This is a genomic window from Parashewanella spongiae, from assembly GCF_004358345.1.
GTDB classification, from domain to species: domain Bacteria; phylum Pseudomonadota; class Gammaproteobacteria; order Enterobacterales; family Shewanellaceae; genus Parashewanella; species Parashewanella spongiae.
The window spans coordinates 5,188,337-5,208,836 of sequence record NZ_CP037952.1; the positions used below are offsets into that span (position 1 = coordinate 5,188,337).

12 protein-coding genes and 1 pseudogene are annotated in these 20,500 nt (G+C 41.3%); 5 read left to right on the forward strand and 8 right to left on the reverse strand.

Translation table 11 applies throughout. The annotated features are described in order from the left end of the window. Window positions 1–33 precede the first annotated feature (33 nt). Window positions 34–438 (reverse strand): group II intron maturase-specific domain-containing protein, encoded by a 405-nt coding sequence (locus tag E2I05_RS20580; RefSeq protein WP_133309825.1) that lies wholly within the window; start codon window positions 436–438, stop codon window positions 34–36. A 111-nt stretch (window positions 439–549) separates the two neighbouring features. Here E2I05_RS20580 and E2I05_RS20585 point away from each other — a divergent pair, with 111 nt between their 5' ends. Further along, complete coding sequence (locus tag E2I05_RS20585; RefSeq protein WP_133309522.1) at window positions 550–2,019, forward strand: ISKra4 family transposase; 1,470 nt, start codon at window positions 550–552, stop codon at window positions 2,017–2,019. On the opposite strand, the gene E2I05_RS20590 is transcribed toward E2I05_RS20585, so the two are convergent. Further along, window positions 1,977–2,963 carry a reverse transcriptase domain-containing protein gene (locus tag E2I05_RS20590; protein WP_133309826.1) on the reverse strand — a complete coding sequence of 329 codons (987 nt, stop codon included), beginning with the start codon at window positions 2,961–2,963 and terminating at the stop codon, window positions 1,977–1,979. The two genes, E2I05_RS20585 and E2I05_RS20590, sit on opposite strands and share 43 nt — an antisense overlap. 1,031 nt (window positions 2,964–3,994) lie before the next feature. Here E2I05_RS20590 and E2I05_RS22710 point away from each other — a divergent pair. The 3 genes and pseudogenes from E2I05_RS22710 (at window position 3,995) to E2I05_RS20610 (ending at window position 5,779) form a co-directional block, all read left to right on the forward strand. Further along, window positions 3,995–5,121, forward strand: a pseudogene (locus E2I05_RS22710) (ISAzo13 family transposase). Between the two features lie 26 nt (window positions 5,122–5,147). Further along, window positions 5,148–5,501: a hypothetical protein gene (locus E2I05_RS20605; protein WP_165905479.1), complete on the forward strand. Its 354-nt coding sequence runs from the start codon at window positions 5,148–5,150 to the stop codon at window positions 5,499–5,501. Continuing rightward, entirely contained in the window at window positions 5,501–5,779 is a 279-nt protein-coding gene (locus E2I05_RS20610; RefSeq protein ID WP_121853489.1) for a hypothetical protein, read from the forward strand. The genes E2I05_RS20605 and E2I05_RS20610 overlap by 1 nt, the downstream gene beginning before the upstream one ends. A 993-nt stretch (window positions 5,780–6,772) precedes the next feature. Here E2I05_RS20610 and groL read toward each other — a convergent pair. Together groL and E2I05_RS20620 are read right to left on the reverse strand one after the other, a co-directional pair. Continuing rightward, window positions 6,773–8,422, reverse strand: coding sequence for a chaperonin GroEL (gene groL, locus E2I05_RS20615; RefSeq protein WP_121853490.1), 1,650 nt, complete (start codon window positions 8,420–8,422; stop codon window positions 6,773–6,775). A 58-nt stretch (window positions 8,423–8,480) separates the two neighbouring features. Continuing rightward, window positions 8,481–8,771, reverse strand: coding sequence for a co-chaperone GroES (locus E2I05_RS20620; protein WP_121853491.1), 291 nt, complete (start codon window positions 8,769–8,771; stop codon window positions 8,481–8,483). A gap of 772 nt (window positions 8,772–9,543) precedes the next feature. Between E2I05_RS20620 and E2I05_RS20625 the strand changes: the two genes are divergently transcribed. After that, window positions 9,544–10,881 (forward strand): MATE family efflux transporter, encoded by a 1,338-nt coding sequence (locus E2I05_RS20625; RefSeq protein ID WP_121853492.1) that lies wholly within the window; start codon window positions 9,544–9,546, stop codon window positions 10,879–10,881. Between the two features lie 1,115 nt (window positions 10,882–11,996). Here the strand turns inward: E2I05_RS20625 and E2I05_RS20630 are convergent. The 4 genes from E2I05_RS20630 to E2I05_RS20645 all read right to left on the reverse strand — a co-directional run bounded on the left by E2I05_RS20630 (window position 11,997) and on the right by E2I05_RS20645 (window position 20,470). Further along, entirely contained in the window at window positions 11,997–14,405 is a 2,409-nt protein-coding gene (locus tag E2I05_RS20630; RefSeq protein WP_121853494.1) for a zinc-dependent metalloprotease, read from the reverse strand. Between the two features lie 108 nt (window positions 14,406–14,513). Further along, the gene (locus E2I05_RS20635) at window positions 14,514–18,212 is read right to left on the reverse strand and encodes a response regulator (RefSeq protein WP_121853495.1); all 3,699 of its coding nucleotides are present in this window, start codon (window positions 18,210–18,212) and stop codon (window positions 14,514–14,516) included. Window positions 18,213–18,433: 221 nt separating this feature from the next. Next, on the reverse strand, window positions 18,434–19,834 hold the full coding sequence (locus tag E2I05_RS20640; protein ID WP_121853496.1) for a PhoH family protein: 1,401 nt from the start codon (window positions 19,832–19,834) through the stop codon (window positions 18,434–18,436). 183 nt (window positions 19,835–20,017) lie between these two features. Next, a complete protein-coding gene (locus tag E2I05_RS20645; RefSeq protein ID WP_207805281.1) occupies window positions 20,018–20,470 on the reverse strand; it encodes a helix-turn-helix domain-containing protein in 453 nt (150 codons plus the stop codon). Window positions 20,471–20,500 lie beyond the last annotated feature (30 nt).

Sequence of the window (20,500 nt, forward strand, 5' to 3'; positions counted from 1 at the left end):
GTTACACTTCTCTCAGCCCCTTCACTTTGCTTATCATCTTGTCGTGGGTAAATACTCAAGACCAGCTTGGCGTAATTTTTCGTAAGCACCTCGTGATAGATACTTGCTTCGACGTTGACTTAAGCGACGATGCCATCGATAGAACCGGTTTACTACAAATCCATTTATTCTGAAAAATACACCTCTGGGATAACCTATCCCACCAAAATAGTGTTTCCATCCCCTCAGAACTTGATTAACCTTATTTATCAGTACGCCAAGTGTATTTGAGGTTCGGTGTTTCACTATGTCTCTGATTTTATTTTTCAGCTTTGTTTGGCTCTTCTTAGACGCCTGTATCTTGATGTAACTGGTGCCTTTGATGAGGCCTGTGATCCGTTGAAAGTTAAAACCGAGGAAATCAAACGGGTGTAGATCTTTTAGATCGACGAAAAGCATGAAAAGATCATTAATTATCAATTGGATGGGTTTAATAAATGGTGCGAAAGGAGCAATTTTATAGTACTTATCAGTTTCCACACACAACAAGTATATAAAAAGGCTCCTTTCATGAAACTAGCATACTCAAACTCACTCGAATTTTCATTCTTTTCTGAAGCCAAATTGAAATTTGAGCGTATTATTTCGCACCTCGAAGACAAACAAGTTAAGCAAGAGAGCCATGGAGAAGTTGAAGCCTATATCGATACCGAAGGAACTGAGTTGTTGCGGTGTTTATTGCAGGGTTTCTTAGATATCAAAACCGCTGAAGAGCCCCGTCAGCAAGTTTGTTCCAACCGTGACATTGCATTGAATTATTTGAAAAATAACTGCAAACGAAACTTAGAAAGTTTATTTGGTACCGTAACGATGCATCGAAAAGGTTACAGTCAACGTCGGTGTGATAGCGTGTTTCCAATGGATGGTGAGCTGAATCTTTCGAAAGATAAATACTCTGATGGTGTACGCCTAAGACTCGCTACAGAAGCAGTCAAAGGCTCATATGATGATGCAGTAAGCTCAATAGATACCACCACAGGTGCGCACGTGCCCAAGCGACAAGCAAGGCAAATTGTGCAGGATATTGCACAAGATTTTGATGGTTTTTATCTCCAGCAGAGATACCTTAAGCCAGAAAATACATCTGATTTACTGGTATTGACTATGGATGGAAAAGGCATCGTTATGCAACCTAATAGCTTGAGAGAGGGCACGCAAAAAGCAGCGAAACAACAGAAGCTCAAAGGACGCCTAAGTGCTGGAGAAAAAAAAGACCGCAAACGAATGGCAGAAGTTGCAGCGGTATACACCACCAAGCCTTTGCATCGTACCCCAGAATCAATCATGTCTAGAAACGATAATTCAAATGTTCGTCCATTACGTGTGCCACCAAGAAATAAACGTGTGTGGGCAAGCGTAGAAAGAAGCGCTGCGACTGTGATTGAAGAAGCATTTTTAGAAGCTCTGGAACGAGACCCTACTCAAAGCCGTCAGTGGGTTGTACTCGTTGATGGTCATCCTCATCAGCTAAAACAAATTTATCGGGTGATGAAGAAACTCAACATCAATGCAACGGTGGTCATGGATTTCATCCATGTGCTTGAATATCTCTGGAAAGCGGCGTGGTGCTTATTTGAAAAAGATGATCCAGAAGTCGAAGATTGGATAGAAAATCGAGCGACTGAAATCTTACGAGGTAATGCGTCACAAGTAGCAAAAGGCCTTGGGATCAGTGCAACAAAACGGAAATTAAAACAACGAGAAGGCATTAATAAGTGCATCGGTTATCTATTGAAAAATAAATCAAGATTAGAATACGGTAAAGCGTTAGAGCAAGGTTTCCCAATTGCTAGCGGTGTCATTGAGGGAGCTTGTCGTCATCTGATTAATGATAGGTTGGATATCACTGGAGCGAGATGGAGCCTTGAAGGTGCAGAAGCTATATTAAAACTTAGGTCGTTAAGATCGAGTGGTGATATTGAAAAGTATTGGGAGTATCACAAAAAGCAATCCAAACAGAGGTTATACAGATGTGGGTAACTTCGTCGTTTTAAAAGACCCACACCCAAATCAAACTCATTCATCAGCTTTCCCATATCCACACAGTGGGTTTTACTTTGATTTAGCTTCAGACCTTCATCACTTAATTGCTGTGTTATCCAGTCCAGTTGCTCTTGTGTGTAGGTTTGCTTATGAAGTACAACAAAATCATCTGCATAGGTAACAATTTTACACAGTGTTTTTTCGTGTATTTTCAAACAGAAATCGTTGAGATAGATGTTAGCCAGTAGTGGAGAGATAACTCCGCCTTGTGGAGTGCCACATCGGCTTGCTTCTATTCGCCATTTTCTGTTGACCGTCTCTACGCTGATGGGCGCTTTGATAAAGCTTTTCAGTAAACTCAGAAAGCTGCTGTCGCTTATTCGCCTTTCTACTTTTGCCATCAACTTAGCGTGCGGGATGGTATCGAAATAGGCACTCAAGTCAGCATCGAGTACGTGCTGGTAGCCTTGTTTTAGGCTCATTTCAATGACTTTTACCGCTTGCTGGGCGCTTCGACATGGACGGTAGCCATAACTGTGTTCATGTAAATGAGGTTCGTAGACGGGTTGCATCACTATTGTCATCGCCATTTGCACAATTCTGTCACTGATTATCGGGATCCCAAGTTTCCGCGTTTTGCCGTTGTCTTTGAGTATTTCTACTCGTTTGACTGGGCTAGGTCGATAGTTTTTCTGTTGTAATTGAGTTTGAATTTCTTTTAACAGCGCAACGACTTTCTTTTGCTGCTCTAGATAACTGAATGTGATGCCATCAATTCCTGCTCCGCCTTTATTGGCTTTGCATCGTCGATAGGCTTCTTCGAGTATATCTAGGCGACTGAGTTTATCGTACAAGCTGTAAAATCGAAGCTCCGAGTTAAGCTTTGAGCGTAAGTAAAGTTTTCGCTGTAATATTCTGATATTTACTGGAGTGTTAGCCATATGGCAATTTCACCTCAAAAGTTACGTTAAAAAACGGGTGTAACACTGAGCCCCTTCCCTGATGTAAAGTTATGTTGTCTTCACGGTTAACGGTACTATGGGCTCATCCGACTGCCTGAGCGCCCTATCTGAAATTTCGGTTTACCTTATATTCGGATAGTGCAAGTCACTACCTTCCAACACTCAGGCTCTCCCACGTTCACTTTATTTCCTTCAATACATGCCACTTCATATTACGCCGGAAGATCAAACAGATGCATTTACCAGTTGCTTCTCTGTTTGTGTCAGGGTTCGTCAACTAGGAAAGACTCCCCATCTTCATTTTTTGATTTACGACGCTTAACTGAATTCGCTTGATGCTGCGGCCTACATTGCATCTCAACCTTTATTCAAGGCCTTTGTCACAGGGCTTCATGTCATAGCGGTTACCCATTATGCATGCCCGTCAGATTTCGGGATGAACTGGTAATTATCCCGTCAGGTACGTTTCAACCTGATGGACTTATTATAAATAATAACGTTGCTGTCTCTGGTTTATGGCCATGTAATCGCTTGGCTGCGTATACGTTGAGACAAATCCCGCAACAGAATAAAGCGCTTCGTGGCGCTCCCTAGAAAAATCAGTTGGTGGCGTTCTTAAACGCAGAGAAAATTTTCGATGACAAGGCGTGACTTGAAGTAAGTAGTGGTTCTACTTATAAAAGTTAACAACGCAGCAAGCGGTAATTTTAGCCAGTTTACGAACGTCAAGCATTCACTCAATGGATGAATACACTTTATGGCTTTTATGGTTGAACTTGAGTTAGTTATCTTACTTCTATGCGTCCAACTGATTTTTCTAGGTTTATCTGTTCAAGGCGTAAGCCGTGAAGCTTAGGGATGCTGTGACTTAGGTTATACCGACGTATAATCCAAACAGAGTAATTTACGGTTGCAGCCAAATGTCTACTTCAATTTACCTTTCAAGTGAGTCCAAAAGGATAATTAAACTTGCATCCAGTAAACTTCATGGGATGGAGAAAAGAGTTTTTATGGCCGAAGTATCCAAAACCTTCTGCTGTGGGAGTCCACGCTTAACTGAAACAGAATTTGGCTGGTGTCGAAAGGCTGTTGCGCTTGGGCTTCATGAACAAGAAACGGGCTTCGAGTGTTTCGGACACTATGACGGAAAACCTCGAAGTGAAGTGAGTCAGCCTCAATTAGAAATAGATATTAGAGCGTTAGTAGATCCTGAATCGCAAGCCGACCCGAAGTTTAAAAATACGTTTGTGTATACCCGAATTACAGCGAAAGGCGTCAGAAAAAAGTTAATTGAAGAAAAAGGCTGGCTACCTGAAGAATTACCTAAAGAAAGAACCATTAACGACATATTAAATCGACTGGGATACAGACTTCGACGAGTCCAAAAAACTAAACCCCAAAAAAAATTCCTCAAACAGACGCTATCTTTGAAAACGTAAACAAAATCAATAAAGAAACAACCGGTAATAAAAAAGTCATCCGTATTAGTATCGACTGTAAAGCGACAGTTAATGTTGGTGAGTATTCCCGTTACGGTAAATCTCGTAGTGCTGATGCTGTTCAAGCGTTGGATCATGATATGGAAATAAAAAAGAAAATGATCCCGTTCGGAATTCTTAACCTCGACAATGATCAACTTCATGTTTTTTATGGCAACTCAAATAAAACAAGTGACTTCATTTGTGACGCACTTGAATGGTGGTGGGATTCAGTTAAAAGTGAAAATCTAGAAGTGGAAGAACTCATTATTTTTTCAGATAATGGTCCTGAAAATAGTGGCTGTCGTACTCAATACCTGTTTAGATTAGTAGCGTTTAGTGAACAATCGAAACTCAAGATTCGAAACGTCTACTACCCGCCATACCACAGTAAGTACAACCCGATAGAACGAGTCTGGTCATCGTTAGAGAGACATTGGAATGGCACATTACTTAGTACAGCCAAAACGGTAATAGAATGGACAAAAACAATGACATGGAAAGCGATGAGCCCAGTAGTCAATTTAATTGATAAAATTTACTCAAAAGGAGTCAAGCTCAATAACAAAGAAAAAGAAGAGCTGGAAAGTAAAATAGTCAGAAATAGTGAATTACCAAAGTGGGATCTTACAATCACTCCAATTGCGGTAGATTTTTAAATGCTAGATCCCTAATAGCACCTCATTTGTCATTAAAGGCCAATCAAATCACCTGCCTGAATTTGCTGACAGCCTGTGCTGAAATGGAGCGTTATGCCGAAGCCAAATCATTGGTATTGAACGATACAGATACAGACAGTTTAATGCAACAATGGGGCATCAAGCCTAATGTTGCCATTTACAATGCCTTTATTAAAGTATGTATAAAGGCTAAGAAATTTGACACTGAAATATGGTATTTAGAAAAAATAATGAACGAATGTAACATGAGTACTCCTTCACAAGTACATGCTCAACTTGCGCCGCTTGAAAAAGATAATTTCGCAAACATGATTGGTAAAGGGATAACACAAGGAATATATAAAAAAATGTTGGTTTAATGAATCATTGTATAGATTTACATATGGATAAAATCTTCGAAGGACATTCAGGCGATGGTACACATATTCGAGGTGTTCCATTAGCTTTCGCAAGATTATTATTTTGTTACCACAAAAAAAACAATGAACCCAAGATAACATCGATCATAACTGGATACCATGGCAATAATACGTTAAAAAATGGAATGATAAGTTTTCTCAAAGATGAATTTAGACTTGAGTTTATCGAGGATAAATTCAACTCAGGAATGATAGTATTGAGCGAGTATAGCCATTAACTTGATACTCGCGAGCACACTTTTTAGTATGATCGCATCATAGAACAACGACAATATTATAATGTTAACTGCATTTTTATTTAACCTGAATAAATCGGTTGGGAGCGTTCATATACGCAGAAAAAATTACTGATAGCAAAGCATGAATAGCAGCAAGTAGTGGTTACCGACATACAAAACTGTCGTTATTACATTGCTACGTTGAGATAATTTTGTGAAGTATTCTTTATAAACCAAAGTTTGTGCATACAAGCTCCCGAAGGGCAAGGCTAAAGGTTTCCATTACTGCGTTGCACGTTCTTGAATTATCCCGCCAAAAGACTAAGTGCGTTGAACGCCAGTTTTGTATGGCGGCCGTAGGGAATATAGTACTTCGAACATGCGCCTTGTACTGAAAACCTTTATTTCTTGCTGAGTGAGAGATTAACCTAAACGTTCATGATAGGCATAGATGTCATATGCGATTACTTTGGCTACTATTTTTCTATCACCCTACACCATGAAAATTGTATTCGCTGAGATTTGAAGATTATTTCCAACCTAAAGCTAAAAACGAAGTAATTTTTAGCTTTTATGCTTTCACTAACAGGCTTGGGAATAGGTGTTAGCGGCTATTTTCACGGTAAAACATCAGTTGAACGCTGAGTATATGAGTAACTGTTTGAGTCAATAAGATGACTTTATCATCATGGCTTTCACCCAATGAGTGAAGTGCTCTACGCTCACAAGCTTGCTAAAATGGCTGCTATCTGCGTTGTAACTTTTGCAAGTAGAATAACTACTTGCTGCAAGCTACGCCTTACTATCAGCCACTTTTTCTACGCTTGAGAACGCAGTCAACTGATGTTTTTAGGATTAATTACTGTAATTGGTATTAGATATCCATTTTCGCAGATGTCACGAGAAATCATGTTTATCCGTAACAAAAGAAAAACCGCAATCATAGACTACGGCTTTTCTTTTGAAACAGTAAACTAGGTTAGTTTAGGCCTATCACATCATGCCGCCCATTCCGCCCATTCCGCCCATTCCACTCATATCAGGTGCGCCGCCGGCTGGAGCTTCTTGCTCTTCTTCAGTTACCATCGCTTCTGTTGTGATCATAAGACCAGCAATTGATGAAGCAAACTGTAACGCACTACGAGTCACTTTAGTTGGGTCAAGAATACCCATTTCTAGCATATCGCCGTATGTGTCGTTGCCCGCATTGTAACCATAGTTACCACTGCCGTTCTTCACATTGTTGGCAACCACTGACGCTTCTTCACCAGCGTTATCCGCAATTTGGCGAAGTGGCGCTTCCATTGCACGTAGTGCGATTTCAACACCGTGTCTTTGATCTTCGTTCGAAACGTCGACGTTGCCAATCTTAGACGCCACACGAATAAGCGCGACACCACCACCAGAAACCACACCCTCTTCAACCGCTGCACGAGTCGCGTGAAGTGCATCTTCTACTAGTGCTTTCTTCTCTTTCATCTCGATTTCAGTAGCTGCGCCTACTTTAATTACTGCAACTCCACCAGCCAATTTCGCCATACGCTCTTGCAATTTTTCTTTGTCGTAATCAGAAGTTGACTCTTCAACTTGTTGCTTGATTTGTGTAACGCGAGCATTGATTTGCGCTTCTTCTCCTGTACCATCAATAATGGTTGTATTGTCTTTCGTGATAACTACACGCTTAGCTGTACCAAGATCTTCTAGAGTTGCTTTTTCAAGCTCCATACCAACTTCTTCAGCGATTACCGTACCGCCAGTAAGAATTGCGATGTCTTGCAGCATGGCTTTACGACGATCACCAAAACCAGGTGCTTTAACAGCAGCCACTTTAACGATGCCGCGCATGTTGTTGACTACTAGTGTTGCTAGTGCTTCACCTTCAACATCTTCAGCAATAATAAGTAGTGGCTTACCCGTTTTAGCTAGACCTTCTAGTAAAGGCAGTAATTCACGGATATTAGAGATCTTTTTATCAACCAAAAGGATGAATGGTGATTCTAGTTCAACGCTACCTGTTTCTTGTTTGTTTACGAAGTAAGGTGATAGATAACCGCGGTCAAACTGCATACCTTCCACTACATCAAGTTCGTTTTCCAGTGCTTGGCCTTCTTCAACCGTAATAACGCCTTCTTTGCCTACACGCGCCATAGCGTTTGCGATGATCTCACCAACGGTTTCGTCAGAGTTTGCTGAGATAGTACCCACTTGAGCAATCGCTTTTTCATCGCTGCACTCTTCAGATAAATCTTTTAATTCAACAACGGCCGCTTTAACGGCTTTTTCAATGCCGCGTTTAAGATCCATTGGGTTCATGCCAGCAGCAACCGCTTTAAGACCTTCCGTTACGATAGCTTGTGCTAAAACCGTCGCGGTAGTTGTACCGTCACCTGCTGCATCATTGGCTTTTGATGCAACTTCTTTCACCATTTGAGCGCCCATGTTTTCGAACTTGTCTTTTAGTTCGATTTCTTTTGCAACTGAAACACCATCTTTAGTGATCAGTGGAGCGCCAAAGCTTTTGTCTAATACAACGTTACGTCCTTTTGGACCTAAAGTAACTTTTACCGCGTTAGCAAGCACATTAACGCCTTTAAGCATTTTTACGCGCGCGTCATTTCCGAATAAGACTTCTTTTGCAGCCATGTGAATATATCCTCTGAATTTGGTTTAAATGAAAAAGAATCGTTTATTACGTTACTCGTTACGCAACAACAGCAAGAATGTCTGCTTCAGACATGATTAATACTTCTTTGCCATCTACTTTTTCTTTCTTAACGCCATAACCTTCGTTGAAGATAACAACGTCGCCGACTTGTACGTCCAATGCTTGAACCGTACCGTTTTCTAGAATGCGACCTTTACCAGTAGCCAAAACTTTGCCACGTGACGACTTTTCAGCAGCGCTGCCAGTCAATACAATACCGCCCGCTGATTTTGACTCTACTTCAAGCGGCTCAACAATAACGCGATCATGTAATGGACGAATATTCATTTATGGATTCTCCTGACGATTAATAGCCTATAGTTACAGGCAACTTATACTATGTTCTTAGCCTTAAACACCTTGGTTTATCTTATAAAATAAGAATAGGCTGACTTGATGATTGAGATATGGGGCCTGCCGTAAAAATACCAAGGGCTTGAAAATAAAAAAATTGGAAAATCAGCCCATAAAGGCTTTCCGTTTATTTTGATTCAAGCCATTGTGATGAAAACTTGTTAGAATTCTATTTATCATTACCTGACTAATACCAATTATGCTCAGCCAAAGTTACTGTAGGCTAGTTTAGCGCATTGAACAATATAGTTACTATATCGTCATTACAGATAGTTACTATATCGTCATACCAGCGTAGGCTGGTATCCAGTGGCTTTTCCAAGAAAAGAAAAAACACTAGGGGCTGTTTATCTTTCGTGATTATTTTTGCAGCGATAAATTGGTCGTTTTATACAAGACAGAGCTTGTGCGGTTTGGTATTCCAAATAAGCAAGCGATAACGCAGTAGAAATGACCAATTTACGCTGTCTTAGATGCTTTTGAGCGTTCACTGTTCTGTGTTGTAACCCGTTCACTTAGATGACTAAGCTTCACAGCTTACGCCTTGAACAGATAAACGCTCAAATAGCACAAAATTTAATCCTGAAAGATAAACAGCCCCTGGACTCCAGCCTACGCTGAAGTGACAGCAAAGTTAGCTGAGCTTTGTAGGTGATCAGGTATCCTTATGAGTCGTATTTTATGGAACTTTAACCGATAGTCACTTATGAAAGATAAACACGGATTGCTCAGTGCCCCTATCGGTCAAGTCTTGCTAAAACTAAGCCTACCTAATTTATTAGGTATTTTTACTGTGTTTGCATTTAATTTAGTGGATACGTTTTTCATCAGTCGCTTAGGGACTGTGCCACTGGCCGCCATCAGTTTTACTTTTCCTGTCACCCTCATCGTGATCAGTATCGCTATTGGAGTAGGTGCTGCTGTATCCACTAATTTAGGCCGCTTAATTGGCTCTGGCCAAGCCCCACATGCCCGAGTTTTTTTACATGATGCATTATTACTCAGCTTTCTAGTCGCCACTGGGCTTTGTTTGATCGGCAGCGCATCAATGCATTGGCTGTTTACTTTGATGGGCGCCAATGCCGAAAGCCTACCTTTAGTGAATGATTATTTGTTCATTTGGTATCTCGGCGCACCATTACTGGTTCTGCTCATGGTCGGAAACCAAGGACTAAGGGCCACTGGGGACACTCGCTCTCCTGCCATGATCATGACCATCAGCGCACTAATAAATTTAGTATTAGATCCATTGCTCATTTTTGGCATAGGCCCTTTTCCGCGCTTAGAAATGCAAGGCGCTGCTATTGCTAGCGTTATTTCTTGGATAGTGGCGATTGGTTTTTCAGGCCATTTGCTGATATTTAAACGAAAATTGGTTATTTTTGCTGAACATGACCGAGTGAGACTCAAGCAGAATTGGCAAAAGCTGGCTCACATTGCTCGTCCCGCTGCATTAATGTACCTCATTAATCCTTTAGCTAATGCTGTGCTAATGATGATGCTCGCTCGAATCGATCATTCTTCGGTGGCCGCTTTTGGTGCTGGTACTCGCATTGAATCATTAGCCTTGATTGTTGTGATGGCCGTATCATCAAGTTTAGTGCCTTTTATTGCACAAAACTTGGGAGCTGGGCAACAGGAAAGAGCATCACAAGCTTTGCAGTTTTCTCTTAAATTTATTTTGCTATTTCAATGTATTCTTTATATTCCTCTGTTTATTTTTTCGATGCCACTCGCGCAGCTGTTTAGCTCCGATCCACAAGTCCTTAAATGGCTGAATTTTTATATTATCGCCTTGCCTTGCGCTTATGGTCCATTAGGTGTGGTGATGATTTTTGCTGCATCATTAAATGCTTACCACAAGCCCTTAAGCTCGTTAGTGATTAACTTAAGCCGTCTTTTATTGCTGATGCTTCCACTGGCATTGCTGGGTTCGTACTTGGACGGGGTAAAAGGTTTACTATTGGCATTGCCAGTAACAAACCTATTAATGGGAGGAGCATGCTTTGTGTTATCGAAACGGATTGAAGTTACAACTCAGTAACAGCGTTATCATCACTCCGGCGAAGGGTGGAAACGAAGTAACGACAGTTTTTTATGTCGGTAACCTAGCGCCTTTTTCTTGTTTAGTGAAAGTAGCTGGTATGACAAAACACAAACCTTTTGTGTTAGTTCGCCCCAAGGGGCGAGGAATTAAACCCGAAGTGATTAACCTAAAAACACCAGTTGAACGCTGAGTATACGAGTAACTGTTTGAGCAATACGATGCTTTTATCATCATGGCTTTCATCCAATGAGTGAAATGCTCTACGCTCACAAGCTTGCTAAAATGACTGCTATCTGCGTTGTAACTTTTGCAAGTAGAATAACTACTTGCTGCAAGCTACGCCTAACTATCAGCCTTTTTTTCTACGCTTGAGAACGCAGTCAACTGATGTTTCTAGGTTTAATGCTTGTGAGCGCTCACGTAGATGACATAAGCTTCAATGCTCACTTCATAAACAAATAAACGCTCAAATAGCACAAAATTCAATCCTGAAAGCTCAACACCCTAGCCTTTTGAACTCACAGTTATACCAATTACAGTAATTAATCTCTCACTCAGCAAGAGATAAAGGTTTTCAGTAAAAGGCGCATATTCGAAGTACTATATTCCCTACGGCCGCCATACAAAACTGGCGTTCAACGCACTTAGGAACTGTCCCAAAATAACTTCCCTGTTTTGCTGTCGTTTATTTTTGAGCTTATACAAGGCGAAGAAAGTGTGGTGTAGTTACTCTACATAAGCTTTCGACAACATAGTAGAAGCCAAAAATAAACACAGCCCAAAGGGTTACGCTTAAAATTGCCACTCTCTGCGTTACTCATTTTTCATTTAGAATAACTAAACTTCATTCTTCGTGCCTTGATATTGACAATTTTAAGCAGTAACAAATCGGTAAGTTATTTTGAGACAGTTCCTTAGTACTTTTGTCAGGATAATTCAAGAACGTGCAACGCAGTAATGGAAACCTTTAGCCTTGCCCTTCGGGAGCTTGTATGCGCAAAAAATACTTCACAAAATTATCTCAACGTAGATAACTATGTTTTCACCAATTTCGTTTGTACTTTGTGCGCATACATAGCTCTGAGTTGAGCATTTAATTACTGTAATTGGTATTATATCGGTGAACCAGGTGGCATAGGTAATGGTTCGTTGATCAAATGAAACTCAGCATCGGTAAGTCCCTTATTAATACTATTTGCCAACCATTGAAAATGCGCGGCTTGATAATCATCGGCACGTTTTGCCTTACGCTCTAATTGACTCACGGCGTATTGCAATCGTTCACTGAGTAGAGCTTGAATTTCTGGGGCGGTCTGTGGATCACGAACTGCTTGCAACAGAGCATCAACCACAACCGCGTTAACTCGCATCCAAATACCTGTTTGAGTACCGGTTTTACGACGTTTTAGCAAAGTAGTATCGAGTAACTCATTGATTAACTCCGAGACAGAAAGCTGCTCTCTATCTGCAATGTAAGCTTGGTTGACCCGATTCAGCCTTCTTGGCATCAATAGATTCGTCACGGTATGTCGACTTAATACTTCCGCCATGCCTAATTGATCTGGTAACACACCTAACCCTGACGCAAAGCTTTCCCTTGTCGCCCGATAATTACCAGATTTAGGAACTAGGTATTGAAGCACACTCACTGGCACTTCTAAAGACGAGGGCATAATTGTATTCAGCAGTGCATTGAGTGCAGCTTTTTGCTGCTCTGGCGCAACAAAATGCCAACTCGATGTTTTGTCTTGAACAAAACTGTAATTAGAACCACCAATTAATTTTGCAGCCGCATTGATTTGAAAACGTGTCAGCAGATAAATCGGCACAAAAGCATCGGATAATTCACCTAGCGGCTGATCACCTAATAAAGCCCGATGATTAAAGCCTTCTATCGCCACTTTTCTCACTTGGCCTAAACGTATTAATTCAGCAACCGCGTCACTGCCATTATCCCATAGGCTCGCATAAATTTGGCTTGCATCCTTTGCCCGCGAATCAGACTCGCCGATATAACTTAATCCTTGCTTTAATGCTGACTCAATTTGAAGCTGTTGCTGCTTAGCTGGATTTTGTCCGGCATCATATTCACCATAGCCATACTGAATTGTAAAATTATCCCACTCGCCAACACCCACACTATAAGGTTGAGAAATATCAATTTTTCCTTGCTTTAAGGATATATATGGATGCGGATAATCCATCACCGACGCATTATCATTACTCGACGATGCAAAATTGTGATCAAGTCCGAGGGTGTGCCCTATTTCGTGTGCTGAAAGCTGACGAATACGTGCTAACGCTAAATCCATTGCAGCTTTATCTGCGGCCGTTCTATCATTCCAACCCGCTGTTAACCCACGTGCTATTAGATGATCTTGTCTTACTCGTAAACTCCCTAAAGTCACATGACCTTTTAAAATTTCACCTGTACGAGGATCTGTGATAACCGAGCCATAAGACCAACCCCTTGTGGCTCGATGCACCCACTGAATCACGTTATATCGCATATCCTGAGGATCGGCACCTTCAGGGAGCATTTCCACTTGAAAGCCATTAATAAAACCTGCTTTTTCAAAGGCTTTTGACCACCAACGAGCGCCATCAAGTAAAGCTGATCGTATTGGCTCAGGCGCACCTGAATCGAGATAGTAAACTATGGGTTCGATGACCTCTGAAGGCGCCGATCCCGGATTAATTTTTTTCAAGCGATGTCGCAGCAAGTGCCACTGTTGAACGCTGTTTGTTATTGGTTGGGCATAATCGAGATAGCTATCAGACAAATAACCACTCATTGGATGATAGGTTCTTGGCGTATACCCAAGCTCTGGTAACGCAATGAACGAGTATCGCATCTTAATCGAGATAAAATTGGCGTCAGGTGTCACTTGTTTTGCATATTGCCCAGCTTGATTACCATTAAACGTCAATAAAACATCTACGTCTGAGTTTTTTTCGAAGGATTTCACTCCCTCAGGAATGATAAGTGACTTGTTTTTATCAAGTTGATAACTGCCTTGCTCAGTGTATTTAAGCGTGTCAATTACACCGTGTAAATCGTTAATGACTAAATCATTCATCATCACCAGTGTTTTTTTGCCGCTGAGTATTTTACTTCGCCAGAGTATTGATTCAGCAAATGCGTCTTTTACAGCCTCTTTTTCTGCGGTATTTTGAGTGTTAGCCCGATAGTTTGGGTTAAGCTGTCTAAGAATAGTGTAAGGCCCAAGGCGTTCAAATTGCACCAGCCTTGAGTTCCCCAGTTGACCACGATCTAAACCGATGTCATTTGAGCCAACCCCTTGGGGTAAACTTGTGACGAGTAAAAAAGGCTGATTGAGTTGTTTCACTTCCATGAATAACTGACCAGAACTTTTGTCATAAACCCAGTCCATAAAACCATGAGCTTGCTGACTCGATACTATAATACTTGCAGTTTGATCAGTTTCAACTGTAGCTGCTTGGCTCATTATTGGATTCATCAATAATGAGAATGTCAGCGCAATACCGTAGGATTTCATCCTATCTCCTTGTTCGAGCCGATAAAGTCTCAACGCATGATTATTCATTTTCATGCGTTGTGTTCAATAAACCACCAGCATAGGGGGTTCAATCGACAAGTACAAGACTCAAGGTTTTGTTTTCTTTATCCAATAAGCTAACGTTTCAAACAATTCAGGCAATACAATGGGTTTGGTGATGTGCGCGTTCATGCCTGCTGACAAACTTTTTTCTCTATCGCCAGACATGGCGTGGGCGGTCATGGCAATAATAGGTAAACGTTCACTATCATATTGCTCTCGTAATGCTTTCGCTGCTGTGAGACCATCCATGACGGGCATCTGAATGTCCATAAGCACAGCATCATATTCACGGTTACTCACCATATCTAACGCTATTTGACCATTATCTGCGACATCAACGTCGTAATCTGCACTCCTTAATAACTCCGAAGCCACTTGCTGGTTAATTAAATTATCTTCAACCAGTAAAATCAAGCCCTTATCTTCACGGCGTTCGACAACGGATTCAGGTAAAGTGATTAAAGTTTGTGGTTCGTCCGCGAATGCCGAAATAATTTCATCAAATAATGCAGAGGCTTTAAAAGGTTTTTGCAAGAAGGCATAAACTTTTATTGTATCAACTTCATCTTGAAGCGGCTCTGCGGCATAAGCTGTCATCATGATGATCACAGGCATTTTATCAATACGACCTTCACTGAGCATTTTTTCCATTTCAGTGATCACCTGACCACCATGCATTTCAGGCATCATCCAATCTAGCAACAGTAAATCAACGGGGTCTTGAGTCAACTTATACAGAGCTTCAACACCGCTTTCGGCGGTTTCAACTTCAAAATGAAAATCGCGCATCAAGGTCGAGTAAATTTGCAAGGCCGTTGGGTTATCATCCACCACTAATGTTTTTAAATTATTGAGTTTTTCTGGAACTAAAAATGGTGGCGCTTGGTGTTCTTCTTCTATTTCAAAGCTCAAAGTAAAGCTGAAAGTACTGCCTGAGTTTTGTTCACTCTGCACTTCCATCTTACCGCCCATCATAGAAACTAGATGCTGACTGATGGATAAACCAAGTCCAGTGCCGCCATATTTTCGGGTTGTAGAACCATCGGCTTGGGCAAACGCATCAAATAACTTCGATTGTTGTTCTTCATCAATACCAATACCAGTATCGCGCACCCAAAACTGCAACGTGATTCGGTGATCACGCTCACCTACGTCTTCGCAGCCTAATTCAATTTCGCCGCTTTGCGTAAATTTCACCGCATTGGAAAGCAAGTTAATCAATATTTGCCCTAACCGCAGTGGATCGCCTTTTAACATTAATCCGGCTGTGACTGGCGCATACAACAGCATTTCTACGCCTTTTTCTTGTGCTTTTATCACATTTAGATCCAGCGCATGATCGAGCACTTTATCAAGCGCAAACGGCACCTTTTCAAGTTCAAGCTTACCGGCTTCGATTTTTGAGAAATCGAGAATGTCGTTAATGATTCGAAGCAATGACTGGGCTGAGAATCCCGCTTTAGATAAGTAATCTTGTTGCTGAACCGTAAGTTTGGTTCGTTTCGCCAATTCCAGCATACCAATTACCGCATTCATTGGAGTACGAATTTCATGGCTCATATTCGCCAAAAATTCACTTTTATATAAATTCGCTGATTCAGCATCTTGCTTCGCTTCAAGCAGCGCCACTTCGTTGTATTTCTGACGACTGATGTCTTTATGAGTACCAACCATTCGTCGCGGCTGATTATTGGCCGTAAACTCAACAACTCGTCCACGAGATAAAACCCAGTAATACTGATCGCCACTGCCCAACATTCTAAATTCAATTTCGTACACAGAGTCAGGCTGTGCGAGGTAGTTTCCGCGATATTCTTGCACACGCTGACGATCATCAGCATGGATCATGTCATCAATGGTTGAAAGTAAGGCTGGGAATTCATTTGGCTCATAGCCAAGCATGGTGTAGTAAGCGGAATTACAGATAATCTGTTCGGAATCTAGATACCAATCCCATAAACCATCCTCTACCGCATCCATGGCTAGATGATATCGCTCTTCTGATAAACGTAATTGCTCAGCCGATTCATATTCACGCGTCACATCGCGCCATACCGCAATTAAACCAAGCAATTCACCACGACGATTATAAAATGGTAATTTAAGGGTATCGAGTAATACCGATTTACCCGCGAGTTGAACTTTTTCTTGATAACGCAGTGGCACTTTATCTTCAAGAATTTGCTCGTCCTCGGCGCGAATCCGCTCTCCCAGTTCCGGATTTGTCATGGTATCAAGCGTCTGCCCAATCAACTCGCTTTCGGTATAACCCAACATGCGCTCAGCGGCTTTATTGCAGCCTAAATATTTACCTTCTTTATCTTTAAAAATAATGGCTTCTGGAATTGAATCAATTAACGAGCGTAATAAGGCGTATTCACGTTCGCGTCGCTCAGTTGTTTCTTTTAGTTTTTCAGTTCGTAATGCCACTAATTTGTCTAAGCGTTTATTTTGCTCGGCAAGATGATGCGTGTACTGCTGATTTTCTTCAAAAATCCGACTCACCAACTGAAACCACGGCTCCCAACCTTGAGTCATTTTTGTAGGGACTTTCAGTGGCTGTTGTGAGCAGCCTTCTAAATGAGACAATAACTGCGATGCGGGATTCACAAAGGAGCGACGTGTTTGCCAATGCACAATGGTCACGAGCACCGACAGCGCCAATACCACCAAAATGAAAGTTAGCTGTAATTTGTTCCATAAGTCACCGAACAACTCATCAGTACGTTGTAAATACAGCAATCGCCACGGAGTATTTTGTAAGGCAACGGAATGAATGTAGTAGCCATTTCGTATAAAACCTTCATGTGCCTCAAACAGTTCGGACTCTGATAAAGAATGCAGTTCAGCAGGAATACGCTGGCTGATGTGATATACCCGATTCAAGTCTGTTGAATCAATATCACTGTGGGACAGTACATTGTTATTTTGATCGAGCAAAATAACCGTACCCGGCATTTTGAAGTAAAGACGGATCTGTTTTGCTAATGACGCTAGTGTCATGTCTAAATTAATGGAGCCAATGAATTCGTCTTCTGAGTAGATGGGCGCACCCACTGTGGTCAACAAGCCTTTATCGGTTGAGTCGACATAAGCGGGGCTCCAAAACACACTGCGCTGCGGGTTCATAACTGGGCCCGCCAATTGAAATTGTTTTTTATTGAGCAGTTCTTCTCGAAAATGCTGCTCGTCTGATGGCCACGGGTAATAGGACATCATTTTTCGTTTTGATATGTAATAAATGGCTGACGTTTTTGGAGCCGCGTCTTTGGCGACAGGGAATGATAACGATAACTCAAACAGCATTTCTAATTCTTGATAGAATGTATCGCTGCGCTTCTTTAACGTACCAGCCCCAGTAATACGTCCCATGTTAGTAAAAGGCTGGTCGCTTTTGGCATTGTCGGGCTCAAGGGTAAAAAATTGGCCACTTTCATTGAATTTCTCGTACTGTGGCAAATGATCTTTCCGTAATTGTTCACCACGTTGTAAGTGCCCAACGGCGACATTACGAAGGCTTTTCACCGCACGTATGCTGGACTCTAGCAATAAATCTACTTGTAAGACATGTCGTTCGACCTGCTGATCTCGCATCTCCATTTTTTCAATTTTTTGCTTATCATAAGCAAGCCATGCAATTAACAACGCCATGACTATCACACCTATGTAGGTGTAAAACACGGCTAAATTATAGTTTTTCTGTATCGGTGATTTTAATTGCTGCACTGGTTCACTTGGGTTCATGCAATAGCCATGCTTAATAAAAAATATTGCTTATGAGTCAATTATACTCATCACACGGTCGCTGTCACATTTGATAGACAAATAACCATTTGATCGTAAATAACTTTGGTACGGTGTAAATTTTATGAAAAGGACACAGAGAAGATATTAACCAAAAACGCCCTTAGTGATTACCAAGAGCGCTTTTTATTGATAAGCCTATTAAGACTCGGTCATTTCGCTTACAAATGTTCCTCAGCAAACTCTGCCAAGCGAGATCGAACCACGCCATTGAGATAAATATTCGCACTGCCGTCAAAGTCTTTAAAACGTTCGACGATATAGGTGAGCCCTGAAGTGACTGGAGTGAGATAGTTCGAGTCGATTTGAGCTAGGTTACCGCAACAAACCAGTTTGGTGCCTTCTCCCATCCGTGTGATCATGGTTTTCAATTGCGATGCGGTAAGGTTTTGACATTCATCCAGTAATACCACAGAGTTTTGGATGGAACGACCTCGCATGAAGTTAATTGATTTATACTGGATATTGGCTTTCTCCATAATGTAATTCATGCTTCCCGTGGGATTGACATCATTTTTATGTAACACTTCCAAAGTATCGGTTATTCCCGCCAGCCAAGGCCCCATTTTCTCTTCTTCCGTACCCGGTAAAAAACCAATCGATTCGGCAATTTCAGGGGTATTACGAGTGACAATAATTTTGTCATATTTATTGCGCTCGACCACTAATTCTAGTGCTGCAGCCATAGCTAACAAGGTTTTACCACAACCTGCTGGGCCGGTAAGAATCACCAAGTCGATATCGGGATCTAACAAGGCTTGCAATGCCATCCCTTGATAAACGCTTTTAGGCCTTATTCCCCACGCTTCTTGAGTCATAAGTCGTTCACGATTGAGATCTTGAATGGTTAAGTGATCGCTGTCTTTGGCAATCACCCTACCACAAAATTCCGTCTCTTCATCGAGTAAAAATTGATTCACGTATAGCGCTTCGGCCTCAACTTCAACTTCGCCCAGTGGAATTTGATGAACGGTTTTTCTGCCTTGGCGCTCGGTATCAATTTTATCAACGCCTTTCCAAAATGTGCCTGAAAATTGATGAAACCCTTTAGTCAAAAAACGCACATCATCAATGATTTGATCTCTGCGATAATCTTCAACCAATTCAATCCCAGCACCTTTTGCCTTTAAGCGCATATTGATGTCTTTGGTGACCAATACCACAGATCGTGGTGCATGTAATTGTTGTAAGTGTAAGGTGGAGTTAATGATCAAATTGTCGTTATTATCCCCAGATAAGCTGCCAATAGTGAAATCGATTTGGTGATCAGGGAAAATGGACAAGCGACCAATGGCGTCTTCATGCCCAGGTCTAACGGGCAGTTCGACCCCTTGTACAAGTTGTTCAGGAGTGATATTGCCGCCGAGGGTATCTTCTAAAGTTCGAATGGCGACTCTTGCATCGCGACTGACATCGCGTTTTCTATCTTTAATGCTGTCGAGTTCTTCTAGTACCGTCATTGGCACGACAACATCGTGTTCTTTGAATGAATAAATGGCTAACGGTTCATGCAGTAATACATTTGTGTCCAGTACGAAAAGCTTAGTGTGGTCTCGTTCCATGGCGCCTCCATAAATGCAATTATGACTGTTTTAATCGGTGGTTCTCTCACTCCTATATTTGAGTGTGGTGAATTTTGTTGTCCGTTTTATGACAACGCTTAGATGGTAATCATCTATTCCATCCATCTTACTCTCAGTAAAGCTTACCCATTATAAAAAAGATATAAGTAATTTGATTAATTTTTAAGTGAATCCAAACCACCAACAAGCACCTAAAAACACAGAAACTATCGAAATCATATTAAGGACGTAGTAGCTAAACATTTTAACTTTATACTGGTAGAGCATTGATAATGTAAAAGAATAAAGTGTAATGAATTCATGTGTACTAAAAGGCAGCTGAAGCGTCATCACTTTCGTTTTAATATCTTTGATACCTTCAATGGTGTCATTCTCCTCATTCAGTACTTTTAATCTGTCGACTGCTATGCCAAAAACAGCAGACAAGGCCGCAACAGTTTCTGAAGAAGTAATGCCACTTTTTTCTATTCTTTGTATGGTTCTCAAACTGATACCACATAGTTCAGCAAGATGCTGTTGCGTCCAATTTTTACCAACTCTAAGTGCTTTAATTTGTTCACTATCGATTTTAATATCCATATAATTCTCAATCACTCTACTCTTTAAAACACTCATGATATGACTCATATCTATTTTCTATGACGC

Coding starts and splice junctions, on each gene's coding strand:
- E2I05_RS20610 (WP_121853489.1), top strand. CDS start 5,501: ATGAATCATTGTATAGATTTACATATGGATAAAATCTTCGAAGGACAT.
- E2I05_RS20620 (WP_121853491.1), bottom strand. CDS start 8,771: ATGAATATTCGTCCATTACATGATCGCGTTATTGTTGAGCCGCTTGAA.
- E2I05_RS20590 (WP_133309826.1), bottom strand. CDS start 2,963: ATGGCTAACACTCCAGTAAATATCAGAATATTACAGCGAAAACTTTAC.
- E2I05_RS20625 (WP_121853492.1), top strand. CDS start 9,544: ATGAAAGATAAACACGGATTGCTCAGTGCCCCTATCGGTCAAGTCTTG.
- E2I05_RS20645 (WP_207805281.1), bottom strand. CDS start 20,470: ATGAGTGTTTTAAAGAGTAGAGTGATTGAGAATTATATGGATATTAAA.
- E2I05_RS20640 (WP_121853496.1), bottom strand. CDS start 19,834: ATGGAACGAGACCACACTAAGCTTTTCGTACTGGACACAAATGTATTA.
- E2I05_RS20635 (WP_121853495.1), bottom strand. CDS start 18,212: ATGAACCCAAGTGAACCAGTGCAGCAATTAAAATCACCGATACAGAAA.
- groL (WP_121853490.1), bottom strand. CDS start 8,422: ATGGCTGCAAAAGAAGTCTTATTCGGAAATGACGCGCGCGTAAAAATG.
- E2I05_RS20585 (WP_133309522.1), top strand. CDS start 550: ATGAAACTAGCATACTCAAACTCACTCGAATTTTCATTCTTTTCTGAA.
- E2I05_RS20580 (WP_133309825.1), bottom strand. CDS start 438: ATGCTTTTCGTCGATCTAAAAGATCTACACCCGTTTGATTTCCTCGGT.
- E2I05_RS20630 (WP_121853494.1), bottom strand. CDS start 14,405: ATGAAATCCTACGGTATTGCGCTGACATTCTCATTATTGATGAATCCA.